The 17,925-nt window shown below is 59.7% G+C and carries 20 protein-coding genes; 4 read left to right on the forward strand and 16 right to left on the reverse strand.

The features are described 5' to 3' along the window. Nucleotides 1–2: 2 nt before the first annotated feature. The 15 genes from E3E12_RS06175 to E3E12_RS06240 form a co-directional block, all read right to left on the reverse strand. Nucleotides 3–245 carry a hypothetical protein gene (locus E3E12_RS06175; protein WP_141443530.1) on the reverse strand — a complete coding sequence of 81 codons (243 nt, stop codon included), beginning with the start codon at nucleotides 243–245 and terminating at the stop codon, nucleotides 3–5. After that, entirely contained in the window at nucleotides 232–447 is a 216-nt protein-coding gene (locus tag E3E12_RS06180) for a hypothetical protein (RefSeq protein WP_141443531.1), read from the reverse strand. Before E3E12_RS06180 ends, E3E12_RS06175 begins: the two co-directional genes overlap by 14 nt. Continuing rightward, nucleotides 447–2,009 carry a hypothetical protein gene (locus tag E3E12_RS06185; protein WP_240810455.1) on the reverse strand — a complete coding sequence of 521 codons (1,563 nt, stop codon included), beginning with the start codon at nucleotides 2,007–2,009 and terminating at the stop codon, nucleotides 447–449. Before E3E12_RS06185 ends, E3E12_RS06180 begins: the two co-directional genes overlap by 1 nt. Next, nucleotides 2,006–2,557, reverse strand: a complete 552-nt coding sequence (locus tag E3E12_RS06190; RefSeq protein ID WP_168194408.1) for a DUF3486 family protein — start codon at nucleotides 2,555–2,557, stop codon at nucleotides 2,006–2,008. The genes E3E12_RS06185 and E3E12_RS06190 overlap by 4 nt, the downstream gene beginning before the upstream one ends. 2 nt (nucleotides 2,558–2,559) lie before the next feature. Continuing rightward, entirely contained in the window at nucleotides 2,560–2,796 is a 237-nt protein-coding gene (locus tag E3E12_RS06195; RefSeq protein WP_141443533.1) for a hypothetical protein, read from the reverse strand. Between the two features lie 73 nt (nucleotides 2,797–2,869). Then, entirely contained in the window at nucleotides 2,870–3,040 is a 171-nt protein-coding gene (locus tag E3E12_RS08890) for a hypothetical protein (RefSeq protein WP_168194409.1), read from the reverse strand. Next, on the reverse strand, nucleotides 3,027–3,323 hold the full coding sequence (locus tag E3E12_RS06200) for a hypothetical protein (protein WP_141443534.1): 297 nt from the start codon (nucleotides 3,321–3,323) through the stop codon (nucleotides 3,027–3,029). Before E3E12_RS06200 ends, E3E12_RS08890 begins: the two co-directional genes overlap by 14 nt. A gap of 8 nt (nucleotides 3,324–3,331) precedes the next feature. Beyond that, a complete protein-coding gene (locus tag E3E12_RS06205; protein WP_141443535.1) occupies nucleotides 3,332–3,652 on the reverse strand; it encodes a hypothetical protein in 321 nt (106 codons plus the stop codon). Further along, complete coding sequence (locus E3E12_RS06210; protein WP_141443536.1) at nucleotides 3,649–4,308, reverse strand: glycosyl hydrolase 108 family protein; 660 nt, start codon at nucleotides 4,306–4,308, stop codon at nucleotides 3,649–3,651. The genes E3E12_RS06205 and E3E12_RS06210 overlap by 4 nt, the downstream gene beginning before the upstream one ends. 60 nt (nucleotides 4,309–4,368) lie before the next feature. Beyond that, nucleotides 4,369–4,722 carry a hypothetical protein gene (locus E3E12_RS06215; RefSeq protein ID WP_141443537.1) on the reverse strand — a complete coding sequence of 118 codons (354 nt, stop codon included), beginning with the start codon at nucleotides 4,720–4,722 and terminating at the stop codon, nucleotides 4,369–4,371. Nucleotides 4,723–5,200: 478 nt separating this feature from the next. After that, nucleotides 5,201–5,818, reverse strand: coding sequence for a phage head morphogenesis protein (locus E3E12_RS06220; protein ID WP_141443538.1), 618 nt, complete (start codon nucleotides 5,816–5,818; stop codon nucleotides 5,201–5,203). A 270-nt stretch (nucleotides 5,819–6,088) separates the two neighbouring features. Next, on the reverse strand, nucleotides 6,089–6,301 hold the full coding sequence (locus E3E12_RS06225) for a hypothetical protein (RefSeq protein WP_141443539.1): 213 nt from the start codon (nucleotides 6,299–6,301) through the stop codon (nucleotides 6,089–6,091). Then, nucleotides 6,298–7,290, reverse strand: coding sequence for an AAA family ATPase (locus E3E12_RS06230; protein ID WP_141443540.1), 993 nt, complete (start codon nucleotides 7,288–7,290; stop codon nucleotides 6,298–6,300). Before E3E12_RS06230 ends, E3E12_RS06225 begins: the two co-directional genes overlap by 4 nt. 11 nt (nucleotides 7,291–7,301) lie before the next feature. Beyond that, entirely contained in the window at nucleotides 7,302–9,233 is a 1,932-nt protein-coding gene (locus E3E12_RS06235; RefSeq protein WP_141443541.1) for a transposase domain-containing protein, read from the reverse strand. Nucleotides 9,234–9,426: 193 nt separating this feature from the next. Further along, on the reverse strand, nucleotides 9,427–9,690 hold the full coding sequence (locus E3E12_RS06240) for a helix-turn-helix domain-containing protein (protein WP_141443542.1): 264 nt from the start codon (nucleotides 9,688–9,690) through the stop codon (nucleotides 9,427–9,429). A 143-nt stretch (nucleotides 9,691–9,833) separates the two neighbouring features. On the opposite strand from E3E12_RS06240, the gene E3E12_RS06245 reads away from it, so the two are divergent. Next, nucleotides 9,834–10,703, forward strand: coding sequence for a S24 family peptidase (locus E3E12_RS06245; RefSeq protein WP_149498270.1), 870 nt, complete (start codon nucleotides 9,834–9,836; stop codon nucleotides 10,701–10,703). Between the two features lie 665 nt (nucleotides 10,704–11,368). Here E3E12_RS06245 and E3E12_RS06250 read toward each other — a convergent pair. After that, nucleotides 11,369–13,651, reverse strand: a complete 2,283-nt coding sequence (locus tag E3E12_RS06250; protein ID WP_141443544.1) for an Rne/Rng family ribonuclease — start codon at nucleotides 13,649–13,651, stop codon at nucleotides 11,369–11,371. 574 nt (nucleotides 13,652–14,225) lie between these two features. Between E3E12_RS06250 and E3E12_RS06255 the strand changes: the two genes are divergently transcribed. The 3 genes from E3E12_RS06255 (at nucleotide 14,226) to mreC (ending at nucleotide 17,844) form a co-directional block, all read left to right on the forward strand. Next, nucleotides 14,226–15,530 carry an N-acetylmuramoyl-L-alanine amidase family protein gene (locus E3E12_RS06255; RefSeq protein ID WP_141443545.1) on the forward strand — a complete coding sequence of 435 codons (1,305 nt, stop codon included), beginning with the start codon at nucleotides 14,226–14,228 and terminating at the stop codon, nucleotides 15,528–15,530. Between the two features lie 212 nt (nucleotides 15,531–15,742). Then, entirely contained in the window at nucleotides 15,743–16,789 is a 1,047-nt protein-coding gene (locus E3E12_RS06260) for a rod shape-determining protein (protein ID WP_141443546.1), read from the forward strand. Nucleotides 16,790–16,869: 80 nt separating this feature from the next. Beyond that, entirely contained in the window at nucleotides 16,870–17,844 is a 975-nt protein-coding gene (gene mreC / locus E3E12_RS06265) for a rod shape-determining protein MreC (protein WP_141443547.1), read from the forward strand. Nucleotides 17,845–17,925: the final 81 nt, after the last annotated feature.

Genomic DNA, 17,925 nt, shown 5'->3' on the forward strand with positions numbered 1-17,925 from the left:
GGTTAACTCCCCCCGCCACACAGCACACGCACAGCGGCGCGCAGCTTGCCGTAGTCGCGCAGTGCCTGCCACAAAGGCTGGGTGCTGTCATTGTCGGGCACGGACTGCAGAGCCTTCAGCAGGGCCTGCTGGTCAGCATGGCCATAGTCCACATAAGCAGGGCACAGGGGCTGCGCTGGCGCCTGGGCGCAACCAACCAGGGCGCCCAGCACCAAAACTGGCCAGGGACCTTTAAAAATCGTCATGGCGCAACGCCTCCTCCAGGCCTTCATCTGTGCGGCAAGCCATGGCGCTAGCCTGGTCCGCCTGCTGCTGCAGGCGCTGGCTGGTGGCCGCCCGCACCGCTTGGCGTTGGGCAAGCCTGGCTTGGGCAGCACGCACAGCGAGGGCCACAAGCGCACCTAACCCTGCAAGCGCCATGGCCAGAAGTGTGATGGCGCCGGCCATCACAGCAACACCCCGCCACGCAGGCCCCAACTGTTCATGCCAGCCCTGCCTGCGCGTTCTTGCTCCAGCTCCGCCGCCAGGCGGTCTGCGCCTGCCGGTGGCTGCATGGCTCGCCAGCCTGATGGCACAGCGGTGTAAGCGTACTCATGGGCCTCTGTGCGGCTAGCGGCATAAGCCAGCGCCAGGGCCACCGCCGCGTCACCATGGCGCTGGCCGCCTTCGCCCTTGCTGCGCTGCTGGGGCACGCGCGCAACGCCATTCACCAGCCGCAGGGTGCGGATGTCGTCATGCACCTCCCGGTCAACTGGCACCGTCAGGCTGCCGTCTTCAAATGCCGCTTTAAGGGGGGGCATGGTGTCGCGGTACCACCCCTCTGAAAAACTCACTGCCTCCACCCTGGCGCCAAACTTCTGGCGTGTGACCTCCGCCAGCCATGCGCCGTTGCCGCCAGCGTCCATTTTGCCCGCACGCAGGCGCGGTGTGTGTTCCAGGATGTGGAACAAAATCTGCTTCTGCTGCTCGAAAGGCACGTTGCGCAGCTCTAGCTCAAGCGCCGTTTTACGAACGTTGTTCGAGGCCAGTTCGAACAGCCAAAACACGCTCAGATCCCCAGAGCGCGCAAAATCCATGCCAAACACGTGCGGTGATTTGGCGTTTAGCCCCGCCAAAATGGGCTCTAGCTCTCCTTCTATGAATGTCTGGGCCTCAGCATGGCGCAGGCTGTCGCTCAGCAGCGTGAAGGCGTCATCACAGCCCCACCGCACCACTGGCGCCGCTTTGTCTGTGCGCGCTTCAATGAGCGCCAGGGGAATGAAGGCGCCCTTGCCCTGGCTGGGCACGCAGAACAGTTCCTCCCCCGCCGCATCGCCATACTGCTTCATAAGTTCGGCACGCCATACGGCCTGGGCTTCCTGGCTCCACGGTTTTCCCTGGGCCTCGCATATCTTGCGGTAAAGTCCATCTTCCAACGCATCATCAAGCGTCAAGCGCATTAAATGATACGGCCTGCGCCCCGCGCGCACATCGTTCACCAGTTCGGCAAAGGGGTTGCGGTCACCGTTATGGGTGGAAATCACCGCCACACGCCCACCCCACATCAGCAGCGCCAGCGCCGCCTTCAAAACCTCATTCAGGTCCTTGTGGAACGCCGCCTCATCAATGATGACCATGCCCTGCTTGCCGCGCAGCGCCCTGGGCACAGATGGCAAGGCGGTGATGTGGAAGCCGCTGGCAAAATCGATGCGAAAGACCTTGATGTCTTTGTCAGGCGCGTGATCGTCATGGAACACCTCTTCACGCACTTCAGAAGCCGCCAAGGAAAGCAGCTTGGCATGGTGCGCGCAGTAGTCGATAAACTCGCGCGTCATCTCCTTTTCATAGCCCATGTAGTAGACACTCATGCCACCCGCCGCCTTGGTGGCGGATGCCGTCACGACAGCATCCCAGCTTTCTGCCCAGGAAATGCCCGTGCGGCGGGATTTCTCCATGACCACCACACTGTGGTTCATGGTCGCGTCAAGCAGGGCCGACTGGTAGGGCAGCAAAACGGGTTCTTGTTTCATGTCTCTGTTCCCAAAAGTCGCTGGCGTATGGCTTGGATGGTGTGGGGAGAAAGGCCCTGGCTTTTGTCCTGGGCAACAGCGTCCAGTTTCTGGGCCATTTCCTCCTCAAGCTTCTGTCGCACCAGGCTTTCCATTTGTTCCCTGTATTCGGCATCCGTCTTGCTTGCCCTGGCGGTGTTGGCCAAGGCACTTGCCAACATCATCAGGTCTTTGGGGTCAAAGTGCGGTTCACCGCCATCCTGGCCGCCAGCGTTCAGCCACAGCTTCATGATGGCACTGTGAAGCAGTTCTATGTTCAAGTTCTGCATTCGTCCCGGCTGTGCCGTTCCAAAGCGCGCTGTGAGGCTTTCAGCAATCTGGCGGGAGGCCTGCAGGCGCTCCCCAAGCGCGTCCCGCGCCTTCAAATGGCGCCCCATGGCGGAGCGGCTAACCGCCACCCCCTCGAGTGCTTGCATGATTTCATCAAGGGTGTGTCCAGCGTCACGCAATCGCCCGATTTTTTCGCGCAGTTCTGCGGGCAGCCGGTCAATTGTGGAAGGTCGGCCCACAGTCATTCATCCAGCGGGCGGCGAGTTGGCAAGCCGGTGACAGCACGTTCACAGCGCCATGCCTGCATGCCTTCACGCGTCAGCTCAGCCACCAGAAGGTGTTCACCCCTACCTAAATAGTAGCGGTGGCATAGAATGCAGCCAGCACCCGCCAGGAAGTCCAGGTCAGATGAAAGCGCTTGAACGTCCACCGGAAACCCGGCTGACCTGAAACACATGCGCAAAACGTCTTCGTTCAAGCTCCGTCCTGAAGCGCGGCGCAGGAAATCAAGCACGCGCCACCGCCTCAAAATGTGTGCGTCAGTCACAGATTTAGCGGGCATCACTCACTCCCACGGAGGGCGCCATGGCCAAGCAGGCCCAGGCGCCGTCATCAAGCGCCGCCTTCCAACCGGCTTTCAGGCCAACCCCCAGCCCTGCCGCGAACACGGCCAGGCACGCCAGCACCCCAAGGGCGGTCCAATAGGTTTTAAGCAGCGGCATGTTTCAGTGCCGCCAGAATCTTCAACGTGCCTGATTCCTGCTTCAGTGCCCCATCCAGTATTTCCCCCACCCCTTCTTCCAGGGCTGGAATGTCAGCAGCCTGCTGGACACTGGGCAAAGAAAGCAGCCTGTCAACGATAAGGGCAGCCATGGCGGCACCTGTCTGCACGCTGGTAGGCAGTTTCACACCCGCCCCAGTGATAAGCTTTTCAAGCTGCGCGCCGATGGTTGCAGCTGAAGCAGGGGCAGCTGCCATGGCGGCGCTATCAGTGGTCATGTCCATAAAAAAAGTCATTCCTTGTTGTTTGGAGAAAAAGGGGGCGCCTGCCCTGGCAGGCCTTGGTTATCAACGCCCAGACTGTGCCCAGCACGGTGCAGGCTACGCGCCGCAACAGGCGCCATGGCCTGGGCGAACAGGCGCAGGCTGGGGTTTTCAGGGAAAAGCAGCACAACCGCCCCGCCGATGAGAGACAGCCCCAGATCATCTGGCAAAGCAGCGGTGAACAGGCCGATGGTGGCGGCAACAAGCACAGCCAGACCCTGCAGGGTCGTTGTCTGACCCAGCCAGTGCTTGAAACGCATCATGAAGGGCATTTGGGGTTCAGGCTTCATGCGCTGGCCCCTGCCCCAGCCTGGCGCAGCAAATCCAGTGCCGCATCAAGGCGCGCTTCAGTGCGCGTTATCCAGCCTTGGCCAAAGGTTTTAAACGCTGGCAGGTGCCTGTAGTGGCTCTCCTGGGCGCTCGCCAGGGCAGCGCACAGCGTTGCCAGGGCTTTCCAGTGACCATCACCATGGCCGGACTTCAGTTCCAGCGCCAAGCGGCTCTTGTATCCCTGCAGCAGGGAGCCATGGATATCTTGAAAGGACTGCACAGCAGCCAGGGTTTTCTTGCCCATCGCGCCATCAGCTTTCACGCCAAGCACATCCTGCAACACCCTAACCGCCGTCTTGGCGCCGGCATTGAAGCCAAAATCGAACTGCAGCAAGTCAACACCGGTCGGCAGTGCATCACAGCACAGCACGCGCCAATAGTGGCGCTCAGCAATGTCAGCAAAAGTGGCTTCGGAAAGACAAGACATCTCCGCAGGGAGCGCTGGCCTGCCCAGGTAGGCGGAAAGGACCGGGGCTGATATGCCGCGGCAGCTGCCCACCAACATCCCCTTGCCACAGCGGCCGCCAGTCCAGTTACCGGCGTCTGCGCGCAGGCACTGGTAGCCCCCTTCCCAATGGGCTGTGAACTGCAATGAGGTTTCCAGATTCGCTTTCATGCCCCAGGACTAGCGGGTCAGGGGGCTGGCTTTCAGGGTGCCACTGTTCACCGTCCACGGTTAAGCAGGCATCCCGCGCAGCAAATGCTTGGCGACATAGCGCCGGCTCACACCAACACGTGCGCAGATCTCGTTGTGTGAACAGCCCTGCGCCAGCAGCTTGCGCACGCGCCAGGGTCGGCACAGCGGTATTTCTATGTAACAACCGCCATGGCGGGCGGCTAGCGCTTGCGCCAGAGGATGCCCCCACAAGCGTGCAAGCTGGCTGTCTGCAATGTGCTGCGCCGGCACCCAAATTCGCTGCCCCGCCAGGCTTTCTATGAACGTGAAAACTGTGTCTTCCCCAGCTTCATCCACCAGCCAGGCCAAGGTGCCGGGAACAGGCACAGGGGGATGGGTAACGGGCACAGTCATGGCAGTGGCTCATTTTTCATGATTTCATTTAAGGGAGTGTGATTTTATAATGTTTTTAAATCGTTCACTACCACTGGAGTGCGTGCCAAGTAGTGTTCTTGGGATTTAATTTAAGGGTTTTAACATAAATACGCCCCCACCCTTGTGGGGATGGGGGCGTGGTGTTCCTGACAGCTCAGCTGGGGTTAGCTCGGTTCTTAATCATGACTGACGCAAGAATAAAATCTACAGAAAAAAGCGGGGACGTGGCAGGCCGCGAAAAGACACGGTTGCACAACATTTTACAATGTCTGTCCCCTTGGCAGAGGCGCTTTACAGTTGGGCTGACCAGAATGGGATTTCTCGCCCCGAAGCTGTGCGCCGCTTACTTGAGCAGGGTCTGCGCGCTGAAGGTTGCATTATTTTGCAGTCAAACGCCTGAAGCTTCCAAAACCTCATAACTAGAAAACGTTCTGGACTGCCTGCGTGGCAGGGAACCTCACCCCGCAGGCAGCGGCAGAACCAAGCTTAGCAACAAAATGCGTTTAAGCTTGCCAGGATGAGCAGGACTGTCTTCAAAACCTGCTTCCACACCCGCTGGCACACGGATGACTTCTCCAGTAAGGGGATCAGTGGCAGTTTGCAGCCCCTCCCCCGGAACAGGTGAAACAGTTAGTTTTTCGCGTTCCATTTTCCCAATGGAAATCACTTCAACATGGCAATGGCAGTAACGATTGTTTGCGGGAAAATGACTAGACCACCAAGGGTGGGCAGTAGGTAGAAGAATGCCTTCCCACTGGTCATGATTACACGGTGGAATGCAAGGGCCACATCTATAGCGCCAGAAGGGATAAAGCTCTAGCGCCATGGATTCCGTCATTTGTTTGTGTCGGCGCTGATCATAAAACGCAAACGTGTTAAGGTTGTAAATAAGCTCTGCTCGCGCTTCAGTTTCACCTTGGTAAGTCCAGTCATGTTTTTTCACGATAGTGTCAAAAGACTTAAGAAACGTGCGGAATGTCTCACCGTTTTCCAAACAGTCTTGAAGGGCATGTTGGAAATCCCTGACCAGTTTTTCAGTCACACCAGCTTTGATGGCATTGGGAGGAAGTGCCATTGACGCTTAAACTCCTTATCAAAGTTCATGAAGCTTAAGGCATAAGTGCCAAAACCCGCACTTGGATACAGGTGGTGGCGGTCAGCAGGTTCAGACCATGCATCCTATCATGGTGCCGGCGATGATGCCCACCGCCAGGCATAGCCACAGAAATGCGCTTGAATTGATGAACGCCACAAAACCCTCCTATCAACGATAATACCATTTCGCAAAAAAGCCCGCCCCCCTGTTAAGGGAAGCGGGCCAGTTCATGACTTGATTTTAGGTGTTTCAGGGCAATTGGGAAACACTGCCACGCCCGCGGCAGGCAGTGCAGGCAAGGCCATCATCCGTCACGCCCCATCCTTCACACGCGGGGCAGTCTACCTGCTGTGGCGCCAGCAAGTGCTCCATGCCCAGACAAGCTGGGCAGATCTGCCCGTCATCCAAAACACCCTCCATTAGGCACACGTCACAGGGCACAACGCGCAGCGGGCCGGTCACGCCGCCATCTCCTGCACTTTGGGGCTGTTCTTAAGGGCCTCCTTGGGGAGTTTGCCACTGCGCCGCTCTGTCCAGCTCGCTTCAATATCTTGCAAGGCCGGCTTGTCACGGCCGTCCGTCAAGGCAAGCAGGCACGCATAGCGCAGGGTCTTTGTCACTTCACGCAGTCCACCTTCACGCAGGCCAATCCATTGCAGTGCTTGGCGCACCGCGCTGTCATCCACGCCCCAAGCGGTTATCATTTTGTTCAGATCGTGCACGCTCGGCCGTGAACGGCTTTTGAACATCCCGACACGGCTCGAAATCTGGGCCGTGCTGCCTTTCTGGCCCAGGCCCTCAATGGCTGCGCGCAGGGGCTCATTGCCCATCCAGACCATGCCCAAGTCTGCAAGGTCATTGACGGCTCGCAGCTGGTCAAGCGCGCGCACGCTCAAATGCTGCGCTTCATCAACAATCACCAGCCCACCTGTCCCGCGCAGGCGTGCAACAAGGGCTGTGAACGTCACGCGCCCTTCCATGCCCAACGTCTCGCCAAGGCGCTTAAGGATGCCGCGCGGGCTGGCAACGCTTGCGTCCGCCGTCACCAGCCACACCCTTGGTGTGGTCTCACTGTAGTGGCGCGCTGTCATGGTCTTGCTTGTGCCTGGTGCGCCAGCAATCAAGCCGATGTCCGCCGCTGCCCTGGCATATTCAAACACTGTCTGCCAAGCCAAGCTTGTGGGAAGTGGCAGAAACGTAGGCACAGCCGGCAACGCGCTGCGCACTTCGTCACCGGCAGCGCAGGCATCAAGCCAACGCTGGGCCTTGACGTCAACGCCCTGCACGTCCCCACGGTATTTGCCTGCACGCCATTCAGCCAACGTGGACTTTGGGATGGCGGACTGTGCCGCAACTTGCGCAAGGGTGAGGCCCAGCGTGCTCATGCGCTCCGCAACACGGGCCACAAGCTCTTCATGGGTTGGTGGTAGGTTCATGGTTTCCATGGTCATATGTCGTCTCCTCAACCCTGCGCCGCGCGCAATAAGTGGAAAATACGCGCGTCACGGCGCGTGTCGGCCTCTTCATCTTCCATGAAGGGGGTTGGGTTTTGCTTCTGAACCGTCAGTGCCCTGGGCCGCAGCGGGCGCACCACTGTGCTTTCCGGGTGGGGCTGCTGAGGGGCACTTGGCAGCATGGCTGCGATTTCAGCCGGCGTGTGCTCAACGAAGTCACGCGCCCGGCTTTTCACCAGCTTCAAGTGCGCTTTTTGTCGGCGGGCATGGGCGCGTGCTTCTGTCGTGCTGTTGAATGCAATCTGGCTCACAAGACCAGCATCACCAAGGTGGTGCCCTTGCAGATCATAAACGTGCACAGCCTGGGCAAGGTTGTCTGGGTCAAACCGCACCACAACCTTGCTTCCAAGATGCTGGCTCAAGAACGCTGCAGCGTAGCGCGCCCCAAATAGGCGGAAGCTGCCTTCACGTTGGTTGACAGCCACATTTTCGGCAGCCAACAGCCACAAATGCCGTTGCGCATGGGTGGGTTTGGTGATGGGGGAAACGGCGCAGCTCTCTTCAAACACTTGCCTGAAGCTCTTAACACCGCCGCACACGGTGGAGCGGCGCCCCTCCCGTGCGTTGTGCTCGTCAATCGCCTGCCCCACTACCTCGATGAATGTAGAAAGTGGCACAGCGGCTTCACCGTAGTTGCTGGGTTTGGTGGCTGTAGTGTTGCCTGTGTAGGCACCCGCAAAGGCTGGGTGCTTTGCTGTGTCCCGCGCAAAATCCCGCCAGGCGCGTTCAATCGGTTTTGACTGGCCACTGTATGGCTGCACAAAATGCACTTCTGTGCCAAGCAGGCCCATCACGCCCACCGGGTCACCCACTTTGTGCTTAAAGCGGAACCTTGTCTTGGCGCCGCCAGTCATGCGCTTGCTTGCGAACGCTCGCCCGTTGTCAAGGTAAGCGTGGGCGGGAATGCCATAACGCTCAACCATGCGACCGTAACTCAGCTGAATAACGTCTGTGGTCTCTGTTTTGTCCACAGCCCAGCCAAGGATCATGCCTGAATAGAGGTCTTGCCATGCCACCATCAAGGGGCGGCTTGTGGTGCCATCTGGCCAGCGCACCATAACGTCCCAGCGGTGGCCATCTGCGTTCACTGCTTCTAGGGCATGGAACACGGCACGGTCACGCTCTTGCACGGGCACAACACGTTTGGCGGCGTCCAGGCCCTCGCGCCTCAACAGCACCACTTCACGCGGCACCTCGCGCTGCAGGCGGCGGCGCAGGGTGATTGCCGTTGGTATGACCCACCCCTTAACTGCTGCCACCGCTTTCAGGCGCCGGTAACAGGCCGCATGGTCTGGTTTCTCTGGGCGCAGGTAGTCTGCAACATAAAAAGCGAACGCGTCAGCGTCACACACGGCTTCCACCCCGCCGCTGCCGGCAACGCGCAGCAGGCACGGCAGCCAGTGCGGGCGTGGCACATTGTGCACCTGCTGTCGCCAGCGCTTTAAGGTGGCAACGGACCTACCAGTTTCCTGCGCGATCATCTCCAGTGATTGGCGCACAGGCGTGCCGCCTTCACGCAACAAGGCAATGGCTGTCACCGCTTGCAGCTTCATCTGCGCACGCTCTTTGTTGGCTGCGCTGGCCTGGCTGTAAGCCTGCCATAACTCTCCAAAGTCCTCTGTTTTACCAGGCGTGTTGTCCTTGGTGGCTGCACGCGCTTCACGCATGGCCAGGGCAAGCTGGGCAGGGCGTGGCAGGCAGCTCACTGCAAGTTCAATGCCACCACCACGTCCCTGGCGTTCACGCCACGTGATTCCCTTCTGGTTGGGGGAAAGCCACCCTTGCCGCTGTGCCTTTTTCCACACATTCTTTTTAGCGCTGGCAAGTCCAGGCAATGCTAAGTCGGCCAATTCTTGCAGGCCATAGAATTGTCTGTTCATGACAGCCGCCTTAGCGCTGACTTGATAACGCCTATTTCCAGCCAAGATGGCACTTTGGTGCCGTTTTCGATGGCGCGCAGCGTTTCAACGCTCAAACATGTGTGCACAGCAAACATTTCAAGACTGACATGCCGCGCTTCACGCTGGCACTGCACAGTCCCGGCCCAGGCCAGGGCCAGTTCCTGCCTGCCCATCACACACCGGCCCGGCTGCGCTTCATCTGCACACGCGCTTGGAAGGACAGTGGCTGGCCGGTTCTGGGGTCATAGCGGGCAGGCCAGATGGTCTGCGGGCGCTTATTGATTGCACGCGCTATGATCTTTTCAACGCGGCGTGAATAGCCTGCGCGGCTGATGGCACTGCTGACAGCCTTGGGGTTCAGATTGTGCTGCCGTGAAAGCTCTGACATACTGCCAAAACGTTTGCGGACTTCTGCCCTTACGTCTTCGGGGTTCATATAGCCTCCGTTGTTGTCCTAGAGCGCTGTGCATTTTCGTGGACCCGGTTGGCGCCGGGTTTTTTCTGGCATCGCCAGACGCGAAAGCGCGCCGCGCTCTTTCTCTTAGATGAACTAATGTTTGGAAATTATCAAGCAAAAGTTTGGAACAAACGTTCACATTCTACGAGGTCATGATGACAACAGCACAAGATAACCTAGCATCTAAAGCCGGTTTGAATGGTTTTCGAGAGCGGTTCAAACAATTGGTTGGAAATGACAATAACCGACAGTTTGCGCAAAAAGTTGGTAAGTCGGATGTATGGGTGGCCAAATGTTTGGATGGACATATCCCAAAGATTGAAGCCGTTTTAGCCGTGGCTGAAGCTTGTGGGGTGCATCCCAGCTGGTTGCTTTTTGGTGTCGGTCAAGGACCAGTACCAGAGGACAAAAGCTCCAACGCCCATCAGGCCAGGCGGCCTTCACAAGGGACGGCTGATAATCAGGCTTTTGAACTAGGCACCAGGCACACTGAACTTCTTCCTACACAGCCGTTGTCATCCGGCCATGAACGTATGGTGACGGTCCCTTATTTTGATGTTGAAGCCTCAATGGGCCACGGCCTCACACCGCATGAGCGCGTTAACTGCACGCCCATGTTGATGAGCCAGCATTTTCTGAACACTGTGCTAGGCCTAGGGGAGCAAAACTCACTCATCATCAGTGTGCGGGGTGATTCAATGGAACCAACCATCAAATCGGGCGCTCGCCTTATCCTAGACACCCGTCCACGCAGCCGCCTGGAAGGCATCTTTGCCCTAACTTATGATGGTGATCTGTACGTCAAGCGCCTTGTCCGTGCGCCTGGCAAAGTTCTCATCACATCAGACAACCCACTTTACGGGACGGTTGAAGTCCCGGACGCTAAACTGGTCTGGGGTGCTCCAAGGGAGAGTGATGAAGTCGGCATTCTTGGTGAAGTCGCACATCTCATCCAACCCATGAACGGCCGGTCAGACAGGTTCAATGGGTAAAAGTTCCAGTGCCTAGCCGGCAGAGGGATTTTCTTAAAAAATGGCTGTTAACTAAGGATAGGTTCAAAAACCCTTTAAAACTGCTCAGGGTAATAGTTTGGCGCCTGAACTATTACCCTTGATGCCCTCTCAGCCGTTTCATTCAACCCCCGTTCAACGAACGTTCGAACTTTTAGAAACCCTGGTAACCCCTTAACTGCGTGCCATAAGGTCTAAACGTTCGAACGTCTTTCGAACGCGTTTTGAACTATTCTAGGGTGGGTTCACTTTCACTGTCCCAACACCCCGCATTAAGGCTTTATGGGTTCACTTTCCGTGAACCAGCCGTTCAGACCCAGGCAGGAAGTGCGCATCAAAAAAGCGGCCGTCTTCAGCCGCTTTCATCCCACCACGTCCCGCTTGATCCCGTTTAATCCCGTTTAACTCCCCGGTATCAGTTTCCCTGTTCCCCTACACTGAAACAGCGCCAGCACAGCAAAGTCACTTGAAGTGGGGCCCCTCTGCCCTTCCAGGGCGGGATTGGGGCAGCAGGGTTCACATGGGTTTTTGAGACCAAAGCAGCCTGCAACCCAAAACGCCCCAACCGGTCTGGCCAGTTGGGGCGTTTCACAGTTGTGCCGCTGCCCCTTGGGGCGTCAGCCCTCAAGCAGGCATTGGATGGGCCCTTAGCGTGACCACCAGCCTTTACGGCGTTGGGCTGGCTGAACGTCATCAACATCCAGTGGCTTGGGCGCAGCCAGGTTTTCAGGCGTGACTGGTGCTGCTGCTTTCTCCTCTTTCTGGGGCTTGGGCGCTGCTGTGTTCACAGGGGCAGCTGGCGCCCTTTGCGGTTGCGGCGCCGGTTGCTGGGCTGCTGGGTTGGTTGCTTCAGCTGCAGGGGCTTTGCTGGCAACCTCTTCAGCAGGTGGCGCATCATTGAGGCGTCGCGTGCGTGTGCGCTTCATGCCTGGCATCAGGTAGCCATTGTCAGCGCTTGGTGTGGGGGCGGTTCTACCACGGCCCTCAGGGCGCTCCTGCAGGCGGTTAGGGCGCTGCTCAGCAGGCTGTTGTTCAGAACGTTCCTGGGGGCGTTCCTGGCGTTCTGACCTGCGGCGCCTGCCACCACGCTCACGCTGGCGGGGGGGCTCAGCATCTGCTCCCTCTGCCTGAGCAGGGGAGGGGGCTTCAGACGTTTTCCCACGTGTTGGCTCAGGCGCTGGGGACGGTTTGGGGGGTGCATCATTGAAGGTGTTTTCAACGTCAATGATGCGCTCATGGGCTGCAGGCGCGGTGCGGTGGCTACTGCTACGCCCTTCCTGCGGCGTGCCAGCGCTTTCAGCGCGCGGGCTGGCAGCGGCACTGGTGCCGTCAAGCTGGACGACGATTTCATCCTCGCCGCGCTCTATCTGGATGCTCTCCCCAAAGCGCCCGCTATCAGCGGCGAAAATCACATGGAGGCCATGGCGCTGCTCAATCTCGTCAAGGTGGTCGCGCTTGGCGTTCAGCAGGTAAAGGGCCACATCTGGAGCGATGGAGACCGTGACTGTGCCCCCCTGGTTGGCTGCGCCATCCTTGTCCAACGCACGCAGCACATGAAGCGCTGCGCTTTCAACGGAACGGACCCGCCCGGTCCCACTGCAGCGCGGGCAGGTGGAGAAGACGTTCTCCGCCAAGGAAGGCCGCAAACGTTGGCGCGACATTTCAAGCAGGCCAAAGCTGGAGATCTTGCCCACCTGCAAGCGCGCCTTGTCGTTGCGCAACGCATCTTTAAGGCGCTTTTCCACCTGGGTGCGGTGACGGCTACTCTCCATGTCGATGAAGTCAATCACCACAAGGCCAGCCAAATCGCGCAGGCGCAGCTGGCGGGCGATTTCGTCAGCGGCTTCCAGGTTGGTGGAAATGGCCGTGTCCTCCACATTGCGCTGCGAGGTGGACTTGCCTGAGTTGACGTCAATCGCTACCAGCGCCTCTGTCTGGTTAATGACGATGTAGCCACCAGACTCCAGCTGCACAGTGGGGGAGAACATGGCGTCCAGCCGGCTTTCCACATTGTGGTGGGCGAACAGGGGCTGGTTGCCTTCCTGTGGCCACAGCTTCACCTGGGCTGCCTGGTTGGGCATCAGAACCTGGGCGAAGGCGCGGCACTGATTCCAGGCTTCTTCGCCATCTACCGTTACATCCGCCACATCTGGGGTGAACATGTCGCGCACGGCGCGCTTGACCAGGCTGGCCTCCTCATAGATCAGCGCAGGGGCTGTTTCCTCCAAGGCGCGCTGGCGGATGTCCTCCCACAGCTGCAGGAGGACGTCGCAGTCACGCACGATCTCTGGGCTAGGCTGGCCTGCGCCAGCGGTGCGCACGATCATGGCCATGCTGTCGGGCAGTTCCAGGCTGCTGATGGCATCACGCAGGCGGCGGCGGTCGCTTTCAGAAGAGATCTTGCGCGACACCCCGCCAGGCTTGAGAGCATTGGGCATGAATACGCAGTAACGCCCCGCCAGCGACAAGCATGTGGTCAGCGAGGCGCCCTTGTTGCCGCGCTCGTCCTTGACGATTTGCACAAGCATGGGCTGACGGCGCCTGATGACTTCCTGGATTTTGTAGTTGCGCAGGAAACGCGCAGCCCGGCTTGGCCCTTCGTCATTGTCGCTAGCATTGCCTTGGTCTTCAGCCTCACGCCGGTCCTCCGCCTGGAGGGCAGCCAGCATGGCACGGTCAGCATCGGGCATCTGGAAATAATCGGGGTGGATCTCGCTGAAAGGCAGGAAGCCGTGGCGGTTGCCGCCGTAATCCACAAAGGCCGCCTGCAGGCTTGGCTCAATGCGGATGACACGCCCCAGGTAGATGTTACCTTTAAGCTGGCGGCGCGAGGCCGTCTCAACGTCGTATTCCTCAATGCGTTTGCCGTCCATCACCACCACGCGCGTTTCCTCGGCGTGGGTGGCATCGATGAGCATATGTTTTGTCATGAAAGGGTGGACTCCGGGGCGCACCGCGCCGGGGCGTGGCCCCAGGCCTTGCCGGTGTGCCGGTTATCGTGCGGAACTGAACCCGGCTGCCGCTGCGCTCTGCGCCACTGCGCCTTGGGCAGTGCGCGCATGGACTGGGCAGCATACCCACGCAGCTGGTGTGGCGAGAGAAGGCCCCGTGCCTGCGTCATCTCGTCATAGCCATGCTGGGTTGCATCGGGTTCCCTGAAATATCGTCGTCCGGAAGCAGCCGGAGATGAAAACGGTCGCTTCCTGCCGGCAGTCCGCTGCCCAGCGCCAGAAGCCTGCCCCTTGCGCGTGCGGTGGGGTGGCTGTGCTGGCCTGGAGCCCGGCTGGGTGTTTCCCCGCACCTGATGTTGAAAGGGCACAGGGACATGGAAGCTTGCGCTGGGAAGAATGACTTAAACCCTTTCCCCGTGCAAGTGTTCGTTTCATGCGCTATTCTGTGGTCTTGAATTCTATGGTCCTGGCACAGTGTGCCTGCCCAGCACCGTGGGTGCCCCCTGGCATATGGCAAAGGTGAAGACTGCGGCATAAGGGAGTTTTGGTAAGCATGTCCCCCCCTCCCCCCATTCTGAAAGGCTCAACCCCTGGTGGGGGACCACGCCATGGGCGCAGGGCCTTCATGGCCAGCACGGGGCTGTGGGGCGCACGCCTGTTGGGGGCTGCGCTGGCGGGGCGGGGCCTTTTGGGGGGTGCTGTGGCTGCGCCTGTGCACAAGGGGGCTGTGCACAAAGGGGCGGCCCATCCTGCAGGCGTTCTGAAGTTGCCTGCCAGGCTGGGCAGAACCACGCGCGCCAATTCTTCAGCCAGCTTTAACCATTCTGGCGCCCCCAAGGCTGCGCGCCATCAAAGCGCCACGCTGGAGAGCGCTTTGCAGGAACTGCGCGGAGCGCCAGCGCACCCAGGGCGCGGGGCGCGCCTGGCCAGCAATCACCCTGCCAACCACGCTCATCACGCACCAGCCATCCACCCCCAACGCGCCCCAGTTCTGGCCTATAAAAACCCAACCACCATGGCTGGGCGGGGCAAGCATCTGGCCCTGGCCCACCCTGGCCAACAGGGCCACATTCAACATGGTAAGCCCCAGGTGGTGGCCTTGAAGGCTGGCCATGGGAAAGTAGTCGCAGTCCATGGGCGGCACCAACCCACCCCTCACCTGCCCTTGATTGTGCTGGATCCAGGCCATGGCGGCCACGACCCAGGCGCCACTGGCCGCACAGGCATCCATGAGAAGGCCATTACCCTCATTGTGGCCCATGAGCTCAGGCGGCGCTTGGAAGCTGGCAAGCGCTTCAGGGTGATGATGACGCGCACCACCGATCGCTATGTTTCCCTGGAAGGGCGCGTGGCCTTCGCCCAGGCGCACCACGCCAATATCTTCCTTTCCCTCCATGCTGACGCCCTCCCGCCTGAGGCAGCGGCGCAGTCTGTGCGGGGGGCGAGCGTCTACACGCTTTCAGGGCGTGCGTCAGACCCGCAGTCAGCGTGGCTCGCCACCAGCCAGAACGCTGTTGATGGCGGCCTGGCCTCTTTCAGTGCGCGTTCTGTGCCTTTGGTGCTGCGGCACATCCTCTCCAGCCTTGAACGCGATGGCACGCGTAGGCTTTCGCGCCAACTGCAGGAAAGCCTTGTGGGGGGGCTGGGGCAGAAAATGCAGCTTCTGCACCACCCTGCGCGCCAAGCTGGCTTTGCCGTCCTGCGTTCTGGCATGGTACCCTCAGCCTTGGTGGAGATGGGGTTCCTCTCCAATATCCACGATGAGGCGCTGCTGCTCAAACCGCTTTTCCGCCGCCAGGTCGCAGCAGCCCTCGCCCAAGCGCTTGAGCAGTACAGCGCTAGCAAAGGGCTGGCCTGAGGCGGTGTTGGCAGCGCGTTAAGCAAGTTTTCAAGAAAGGACGCTAAGGTGCGCCTCTGCAACAGCATGGCCCTGCCATGCTTGCTGGACAGCGCTTTCATCCTGTAGGACTGGAACAGCGCCTACGCGCACTGTCCCGTCACTGTTTCATCTGCTGGCCTCGCCCTGCCTACTGAGGCAGCTGCCAAAAGGCCACCATGCAGGAGCGCCGAATGTTTTCACGTCTGCTGGGGCTCATGTCGTCTGACATAGCGATTGATTTGGGCACCGCAAACACCCTTGTCTATGTGAAAGGGCGTGGCATCGTGCTGGATGAGCCTTCCGTTGTCGCCATGACGGAAGCGCGCGGCCGTGGCAAGCAGACCTTGGCAGTAGGCCATGAAGCCAAGCGCATGGTGGGGCGGACACCAGGCAGCATCACTGCCATACGCCCCTTGCGTGATGGCGTCATCGCTGACTTTGAAAGCGCGGAGGAAATGATCAAGCATTTCATCCGCAAGGTTCACAACCGTGGTTCCTGGTTCAGCCCCCAGATCGTCATCTGCGTGCCGTCTGGCTCCACTGCGGTGGAGCGGCGCGCCATCCAGGAAAGCGCTGAAAGCGCCGGCGCGCGCAAGGTCTACTTGATTGAGGAACCTATGGCAGCGGCCATCGGGGCGGGGCTTGCTGTGACGGAGCCTTCGGGCAGCATGATTGTGGATATCGGCGGCGGCACAACAGAAGTGGCGGTTGTTTCGCTGGGTGGTTTGGTCAACGCGCGTTCTGTGCGCATGGGCGGCGACCAGATGGATGAAGCCATCATGGCCTATGTCAAACGCCATTATAGCCTGATGATTGGCGAAAGTTCAGCAGAGCGCATCAAGATAGAGCTTGGCGCGGCCTCCATGCCGCCTGATGGCGGTGACGGCCCGCTGCGTTCAGTCAAAGGGCGCGATGTCATCACGGGTGTGCCGCGTGAAATCACCATCAGCCAAGCCCAGGTGGCTGAGGCCCTGGAAATGCCCGTTCATGAGATCATCGAGGCTGTTCAAGGGGTTTTGGAGAACACGCCACCAGAGCTGGCTGCTGACATTGTTGAGAAGGGCATTGTCCTTTCTGGCGGCGGGGCCCTCCTGGCGCGCTTGGATGAAGTGCTGCGCGAAGCTACAGGCCTGCCTGTGATTGTGGCTGAGAATCCGCTTTCCTGTGTGGCGTTGGGCACAGGGCGCGCCCTTGAGGAAATCAACACCCTCAAAAGCGTTCTGAGCACCATGTATTGAGTGGGGGTGGGCTCGCGCTTGCGTGCGTGCCCTGTGGCAAGGAAGGCGCGCCCTGCTTGGCAGGGCAAGCGGGAGGTGTAATGTCAATCATTCAGGGCCGGCATGTCGTGCAGGGAATCCTGCTTCCCCTTTGCCTGCTGGGGGCAGTGGCGCTCATGGCGGCAGGGCAGATGGTGCCAGCCCCCATCAACCAATTGCGCATAGCCGTGGCGTCACGCACAGCGCCTGTGCAGAGGATGATTGTGTGGCCGGTTCATGCTGTGCGGCACTGGGCTGAAACGTTCTCTGACTTCACCCAGTTGGAGCAACAAAACCGCCAGTTGCGGTTGGCGAACATGGCGCTGCAGCGGGAGAACCGCTTCAACGCGGCCATGGCAGCGGAGAATGCGCGCCTTAAAAGCTTGTTGCATTGGCGTGGCCAAGGCGCTGATGACCTGGTCGCCCCCTCTTCCTGGTCAACGGCGCAAGTGGTGCGGGAGGAAGGCGGCACTTACCAGCATGCTGTTATAGTGGAGGCCGATCCAGGCCAGGCACCATGGCAGGTGGGCAGCATCATGGTGGATGGCATGGGTCTGGCAGGCCGCGTCAGTGCTGTGCAAGGCCCCTTGGGCCAGGTCATCCTGGTGACGGACCCAGCCAGCCACATTCCCGTGACGCTGATGGAAAGCGGTGGCCAGGCAATTATGGGGGGGGACGGCACAGCGGCGCCGCGCCTGCAGTTTTATTCGCAGACGCGACTGCCGCGCGAAGGCGAGCAGGTGGTAACCCGCCATCAAGTGGGGCTGACGGGGGGCGTTCCCGTGGGGCATGTGCATTACGCTGCCCCAGGTCACCCCCAAGTGGTGCTGGATGCTGACCTCAGCCATCTTAACGATGTGGTGCTTTACGCTGGCCCGGCCTTGGCCCCTCTGGCCAGCCCTGATGGGCGCACCCACAGCCGCAGGGATGTGGTCCCCCTGGCCTACAAACGCCCTGCTGGGGACAATGTGTTGAAAAACTTGCAGAATGTCTGGCCGTTCTCGGCCTTGGCCAAGCCTGCTCCCCCTAGCCCCTGAAGCACCTGGGTATGGGGACATGATGGGCTGAGGCTGTGCTACTATGGTAGGGCCAAGCTTGATGTGCAGGGGGCGCCCCCT

The organism is Formicincola oecophyllae, assembly GCF_006542395.2.
GTDB lineage: Bacteria > Pseudomonadota > Alphaproteobacteria > Acetobacterales > Acetobacteraceae > Formicincola > Formicincola oecophyllae.

Excerpts from the sequence above, each read along its gene's own strand:
- E3E12_RS06175 (WP_141443530.1), bottom strand. The coding sequence starts at position 245 with ATGACGATTTTTAAAGGTCCCTGGCCAGTTTTGGTGCTGGGCGCCCTG.
- E3E12_RS06180 (WP_141443531.1), bottom strand. The coding sequence starts at position 447 with ATGGCCGGCGCCATCACACTTCTGGCCATGGCGCTTGCAGGGTTAGGT.
- E3E12_RS06185 (WP_240810455.1), bottom strand. The coding sequence starts at position 2,009 with ATGAAACAAGAACCCGTTTTGCTGCCCTACCAGTCGGCCCTGCTTGAC.
- E3E12_RS08890 (WP_168194409.1), bottom strand. The coding sequence starts at position 3,040 with ATGCCGCTGCTTAAAACCTATTGGACCGCCCTTGGGGTGCTGGCGTGC.
- E3E12_RS06200 (WP_141443534.1), bottom strand. The coding sequence starts at position 3,323 with ATGGACATGACCACTGATAGCGCCGCCATGGCAGCTGCCCCTGCTTCA.
- E3E12_RS06205 (WP_141443535.1), bottom strand. The coding sequence starts at position 3,652 with ATGAAGCCTGAACCCCAAATGCCCTTCATGATGCGTTTCAAGCACTGG.
- E3E12_RS06210 (WP_141443536.1), bottom strand. The coding sequence starts at position 4,308 with ATGAAAGCGAATCTGGAAACCTCATTGCAGTTCACAGCCCATTGGGAA.
- E3E12_RS06215 (WP_141443537.1), bottom strand. The coding sequence starts at position 4,722 with ATGACTGTGCCCGTTACCCATCCCCCTGTGCCTGTTCCCGGCACCTTG.
- E3E12_RS06220 (WP_141443538.1), bottom strand. The coding sequence starts at position 5,818 with ATGGCACTTCCTCCCAATGCCATCAAAGCTGGTGTGACTGAAAAACTG.
- E3E12_RS06230 (WP_141443540.1), bottom strand. The coding sequence starts at position 7,290 with ATGACCATGGAAACCATGAACCTACCACCAACCCATGAAGAGCTTGTG.
- E3E12_RS06235 (WP_141443541.1), bottom strand. The coding sequence starts at position 9,233 with ATGAACAGACAATTCTATGGCCTGCAAGAATTGGCCGACTTAGCATTG.
- E3E12_RS06240 (WP_141443542.1), bottom strand. The coding sequence starts at position 9,690 with ATGAACCCCGAAGACGTAAGGGCAGAAGTCCGCAAACGTTTTGGCAGT.
- E3E12_RS06250 (WP_141443544.1), bottom strand. The coding sequence starts at position 13,651 with ATGACAAAACATATGCTCATCGATGCCACCCACGCCGAGGAAACGCGC.
- E3E12_RS06255 (WP_141443545.1), top strand. The coding sequence starts at position 14,226 with ATGTCCCCCCCTCCCCCCATTCTGAAAGGCTCAACCCCTGGTGGGGGA.
- E3E12_RS06260 (WP_141443546.1), top strand. The coding sequence starts at position 15,743 with ATGTTTTCACGTCTGCTGGGGCTCATGTCGTCTGACATAGCGATTGAT.
- mreC (WP_141443547.1), top strand. The coding sequence starts at position 16,870 with ATGTCAATCATTCAGGGCCGGCATGTCGTGCAGGGAATCCTGCTTCCC.